At 63.9% G+C, this 5082-nt stretch carries 6 protein-coding genes; 5 read left to right on the top strand and 1 reads right to left on the bottom strand.

Features of this window, described 5'->3' with window-relative positions; translation table 11 throughout:
- Nucleotides 1-765, top strand: a 765-nt coding sequence (locus ACYVDE_RS14140) for a hypothetical protein (RefSeq protein WP_460502189.1), incomplete at its 5' end; no start/stop codon positions are given.
- 20 nt (nucleotides 766-785) lie between these two features.
- Here ACYVDE_RS14140 and ACYVDE_RS14135 read toward each other — a convergent pair.
- Complete coding sequence (locus ACYVDE_RS14135) at nucleotides 786-1499, bottom strand: 3-hydroxyacyl-CoA dehydrogenase family protein (protein WP_460502188.1); 714 nt, start codon at nucleotides 1497-1499, stop codon at nucleotides 786-788.
- Nucleotides 1500-1548: 49 nt separating this feature from the next.
- On the opposite strand from ACYVDE_RS14135, the gene ACYVDE_RS14130 reads away from it, so the two are divergent.
- From ACYVDE_RS14130 to ACYVDE_RS14115, 4 genes are all read left to right on the top strand, one after another.
- Nucleotides 1549-1932 (top strand): RidA family protein, encoded by a 384-nt coding sequence (locus tag ACYVDE_RS14130; RefSeq protein ID WP_460502187.1) that lies wholly within the window; start codon nucleotides 1549-1551, stop codon nucleotides 1930-1932.
- A 54-nt stretch (nucleotides 1933-1986) separates the two neighbouring features.
- Nucleotides 1987-2178, top strand: a complete 192-nt coding sequence (locus tag ACYVDE_RS14125; RefSeq protein ID WP_460502186.1) for a hypothetical protein — start codon at nucleotides 1987-1989, stop codon at nucleotides 2176-2178.
- Nucleotides 2179-2331: 153 nt separating this feature from the next.
- On the top strand, nucleotides 2332-3882 hold the full coding sequence (gene gltX, locus ACYVDE_RS14120) for a glutamate--tRNA ligase (protein ID WP_460502185.1): 1551 nt from the start codon (nucleotides 2332-2334) through the stop codon (nucleotides 3880-3882).
- A gap of 304 nt (nucleotides 3883-4186) precedes the next feature.
- Nucleotides 4187-5082 (top strand): tetratricopeptide repeat protein (locus ACYVDE_RS14115; RefSeq protein WP_460502184.1); only part of this gene is annotated, 896 nt, incomplete at its 3' end.

The raw sequence follows: 5082 nt of genomic DNA, 5'->3' as shown, positions 1-5082 counted from the left end.
GCGGTAGCGCAAACGGGCGAAGTAAGGCCGGCCTTAGCCGCGGGCCGGGCGGGCCTCGGCGCTACGGCAGCAGCGGGCTACCAGGCCATCAACTGGCTCAGCAATGGGCTGCTGCCGCTGACGTCGCTATTGGCACTGCCCGCCTTGTTGCGACTGCTGCACCAACGGACCACCGTAGCCAGCGCCCTGAGCCGCGTGCCGCCGCGATGGCTCGGGCTGGGCCTGTTCGCCCTGCTTATGCTGGTGAACCTGCCCAGCTACTGGGCCACCGGCGGCATGATGCCCTTGCGTGCCCGTACTGCCGTGTGGCTGCTGTTTCTCGTCGGCTGGTCGGGGCTAGTGCTGGCCTCGCTGGGGGCAGCCACGCGGCGCTGGCCTGGTTTGCATGGGCTGGCCGCTGGCTGGCCCCGGCCGGTAGCGGCCTTGCTGTGGGCGGGTTTGCTGCTGGCCTTCGGCACCGACCACAACGTGCGGCTGATGCACCCGCTGGCGGGCGTAGGCAGCAATGCCGTGGTAGTGGCTTACCGCGACTGGCTCAGCGGCGATGCGGCCCGCTACGACCAGCAGCAGCGCGCCCGCTACCAATTGCTGCGCCGTCGTTCGTCGCAGCGCATATGCCTGCGGCCGCTCGTAGCAGAGCCCCCAACGCTGCTGTACTACGACATCACGACTGACTCTGCATACTGGGGCAACCAGGTGTATGCCCGATATTTTGGGCATCGGGCAGTGTGGGTGGGGCCGGGCGGCCACCTCCCCTACCCATAAGCATGCTCTGAATCTGGGCTTCAGATGGCAAACGGCTCGCCGCGCAGCGCCTGCCGCTTCAGCAGCGGGCACACTTTGTAGCGCTCGTCGTGGGTATCCTGCCACAGGGCTTCGAGCACGGCGTACACGCGCGCCACGCCGATGGCGTTGGCCCAGGCGAAGGGGCCGCGCGGGTAGCTGGTACCCAGCTGCATACCTAGGTCGACGGCCTGCATGGTGGCGGTACCTTCCTGCACGGTGAAGCAGGCTTCGTTGATAATCTGGCAGATAACGCGGGGTGTAACCAGGCCCACGCGGTCGGCCACCACACGGTAGTCGGTGCCGAGGGCGGCGCAGGTTGCGGCCAGCTTTTCGCGGTCGGCTTCGTCGTAGAGGCTCACTTCAAGCAGGCGGCGATTGAGGAGCGTGGGCAGGCCGCAGAAGCCGAAGAGGAGAGTGCGAGGCGAATCATTTTCCGCGGCCCACTGACTTTCGGTTAATGATTCCTTGAGGGTAACATCTACGAAAATCGGGAAAGTTGGTGCTTCGATTACCTGCCAGTGTGTAGCACCTGTCCAAGGCTCACCGAAACAAAAAGCAACTTCGGCAACGGTGGCGGCTTTTGTAATAGTAGCCTGCACTGGCTCCCAGTCGCGGTCATAGGATGTAGAGATGAACGTGTACTCGTGCGCCGGGCCGAACTTCTCGCGGAATTCCGCTTCGATGTGGCCGCCATCAATGACCAGAATGTGCATGGTTTCGGTAGTTACTTTGGGCCAAAGATACCCTAACGAACTCCGCATTATGGCCCACCAGATTATCCTCACCGACCAGGCGCCCGCGCCCATTGGCCCCTACTCGCAAGCCGTGAAGGCGGGCAACACTGTGTACGTTTCGGGCCAGATTCCGCTCGACGCCGCCGGACAGCTGGTAGAAGGCGACGTGGCCGCCCAGACCCATCAGGTGCTCAAGAACCTGACCGCCGTGCTGGCCGCCGCCGGCCTTTCGCTCACCGACGTGGTGAAGTGCAGCATTTTCGTGAAGAACCTCGGCGACTTCGCCACCATCAACCAGGTGTACGGCTCGTACTTCGACGAAGCCACCGCCCCGGCCCGCGAAACCGTGGAAGTGGCCCGCCTGCCGCGCGACGTGCAAGTAGAAATTTCGTGCATCGCCGTGGGCGCATAATATCCGGCCGGCGCGGGCGTTGGTGGTGTTTCATTTTCACTTCAAACCCTTCGCATGAAAGAACTTGGACTCGGCCTGCTCATCATTGGGCTTATTTCGCTGGTGCTGCCGCTGATTAACCCCAACGCGCACTACGTTTTCCTGAACTGGATAACCAACTGGGGCCCGACGGTGGCCTGGGTTATTCGCGGCGGCATCACGCTGCTGGGCCTGGCGCTGTGGCTGGGCTTCAAGAATAGAGACTGAAACCGTCTGTCATCCTGAGCGCAGCGAAGGACCTTATCACGTTAGCGCAAATCGTTCGAGCTTGATAAGGTCCTTCGCTGCGCTCAGGATGACAGACGGGAAGCCTTACCTTTGCAGCGCGTTCCGAACCCCGGGACGCGCTTTTCATTTGTTATGGCTGAAAGAGAAGTTCGGGTGCGTTTCGCGCCTTCCCCCACCGGCCCGCTGCACATTGGCGGCGTGCGCACGGCCCTGTATAACTACCTGCTGGCCCGCAAGCTGGGCGGCAAGATGCTACTGCGCATCGAAGACACCGACCAGAACCGCTTCGTGCCCGGCGCCGAGCAGTACATCCTGGACGCCCTGAACTGGGTGGGCATCGTCATTGACGAAGGCCAGGGCGTGGGCGGCCCCCACGGCCCATACAAGCAGAGCGAGCGCAAGCCCATGTACAAGCAGTATGCCGACCAGCTCATTGCCAGCGGCCACGCCTACTACGCCTTCGACACGGCCGAGGAGCTGGATGCCATGCGCGCCCGCCTGCAGGCCGCCAAGGTACCCAACCCGCAGTACAACAGCATCACCCGCGCCCAGATGCGCAACTCCCTCACCCTGCCCGAGGACGAGGTGAAGCAGTTGCTGGAGAGTGGCGCGCCCTACGTGATTCGCCTGAAAGTACCCCGCAAGGAGGAAATCCGCTTCCAGGATTTGATTCGCGGCTGGGTGGTGGTGCACTCTTCGGCCGTGGATGACAAGGTGCTGATGAAGTCGGACGGCATGCCGACCTACCACCTGGCCAACATCGTGGACGACCACCTGATGGAAATCTCGCACGTCATCCGGGGCGAGGAGTGGCTGCCCTCGGCACCGCTGCACGTGCTGTTGTACCGCTACCTGGGCTGGGAAAGCACCATGCCGCAGTTTGCCCACCTGCCCCTGCTACTGAAGCCCGACGGCACCGGCAAGCTGAGCAAGCGCGACGGCGACCGCCTGGGCTTCCCGGTGTTCCCGCTGGAGTGGCACGGCACCGACGCCGAAACCGGCGAGCCCACCGTGAGCCGCGGCTACCGCGAAGACGGCTACCTGCCCGAGGCGCTGGTGAACTTCCTGGCCTTCCTGGGCTGGAATCCCGGCACCCAGCAGGAGATTTTCTCGATGGACGAGCTGATTCAGGCCTTCTCGATTGAGCGGGTGAGCAAGTCGCCGGCCAAGTTCGACCAGAACAAGGTGAAGTGGTTCAACGAGCACTACCTGCGCGCCAAGCCCAACGCCGAGCTGGCCCCCTACCTGCTGAGCGCCCTGCAGGAGCACGGCATTGCCTGCGACCAGGCCAAAGCCGAGCAGATTGTGGGCGTGATGAAGGAACGCGTGAGCTTCCCCAACGACTTCTGGCAAGAGGCCAAGTACTTCTTCCAGGCCCCCACAGAGTACGATGAGGCCGTTATCAGCAAGAAGTGGAGCGCCCCCGTGGCCGCCGCTCTCACCGCCTACGCCGACGCGCTACCCACAGCCCCCGAGGTGTCGGCCGAAGGCCTGAAAACCTTGTTCAACGACACGATGGCGGCCCAGGGGCTCAAGCCCGGCCAGGTGCTGCAAGCCCTGCGCGTGGCTGTAACCGGCGCCGCCGCCGGCCCCGACCTGTTCGAGACGCTCGTGATTTTGGGCGTGCCCGAAGTGGCCCAGCGCCTGCGCACGGCCGTGGCCAATATTCCGGTGGCCGCCTAGCCAGCTGACAGCCTTCCGGCTTGTTTCTGCGGAGGCCCGGTGGGCCCGATTGTACGATGCCTTTGCTGCTTCCTGATGGAACGTGGCAAAGGCATTGTGCCTTATGGCCCAGCCACGAAGCTTGGGGGTTGTTGTGGTCCGGTTTGCCTGTACATTTGAGCTTGGGTGAATACCCGTTTCTGGAAACTCAATAATGGTAAGGTCCGATTCAGGTCGGGGAAGTGGTATGCTGATGCGGCCGGCAACAGGGCAATGTAGCGGAACGCCGCGGTGGTGCCGCCGGCTGCTGGGCACCGCGCTGACGGTGGCGCTACTGCTGAGCCGGGCCCCAGTCGCCCTGGCCCAAGGGGTGCCCGAACTACTCACCGATACTGCGCAGCTCGACCCGAACTGGCACGTCGGCGTTTCGCCCTCGGCCCGTACGCTACACGTCAGCCACGCCCGGCGCGCCGATAGCATTCGCGCCCAACTGGCGGCGCATCCGCAGCCCGATAGTGCCCGCGCAGTATTACTTTCTCACCTGGCCGATGAGCTTGCCACAACCGACATGCGCGGGTCGGGGCAGCCGCGCCGGGCGGCTTACGAGGTGGCCCGCCGCGTGGGCAAGCCCGATTTGCTGGATGAACTGGCGCTGGACCTGGCCGACTATCACATTGCCCTGGCTCAATACGATTCGGCACGCCTACTGCTGGCCGAGGCCCAGCGACTATTCATCCGGCAGCACGACCTGGGCGGGCAAATGCGCTGCCTGGGCCGCTACGCCCGCATTGCCGACCAGCAGGGCCAGTTGGCTGAGGCCCTGGGCTATTGCCTGCGAGGCATGGCCATGAGCTCGAGCGGCGACCAGCGCCGCTTTCATACCAGCCTTAAGATTCACGCGGCCAGTCTCTACACCCGCCTGGGCGAGTATGCCTCGGCCGATGCGTACCTGCACGAGGCCCTGGCCGTGGCCCGCAAAAATCAATACCCCGACCGTATTAATTTGATAATGACCGAGCTGGGCGAGCTTGCCCGGCGACAAGCACAATGGAATAAAGCCCGCCATTACTATAGCCTGAGTATTGCCGTGAGCCGCCAGATTGGCGTGGTTGACGAAGCCACCATCCGCTCGGTGCGCTTTCACCTGGCCGATGTGACCGACCGCCTGGGCCAGCATGCGGCGGCGCTCGCCCAGGGCCGCGCCGCGCTGCACGAAGCCAC

The organism is Hymenobacter agri (assembly GCF_054778495.1).
Note: the sequence above shows the minus strand (reverse complement) of the source record. Positions and strands in the feature narration are given on the sequence as shown.

Bases quoted from the DNA above. Each gene is read 5' to 3' on its own strand.
- gltX (WP_460502185.1), top strand. From the start codon at position 2,332: ATGGCTGAAAGAGAAGTTCGGGTGCGTTTCGCGCCTTCCCCCACCGGC.
- ACYVDE_RS14135 (WP_460502188.1), bottom strand. From the start codon at position 1,499: ATGCACATTCTGGTCATTGATGGCGGCCACATCGAAGCGGAATTCCGC.
- ACYVDE_RS14130 (WP_460502187.1), top strand. From the start codon at position 1,549: ATGGCCCACCAGATTATCCTCACCGACCAGGCGCCCGCGCCCATTGGC.
- ACYVDE_RS14125 (WP_460502186.1), top strand. From the start codon at position 1,987: ATGAAAGAACTTGGACTCGGCCTGCTCATCATTGGGCTTATTTCGCTG.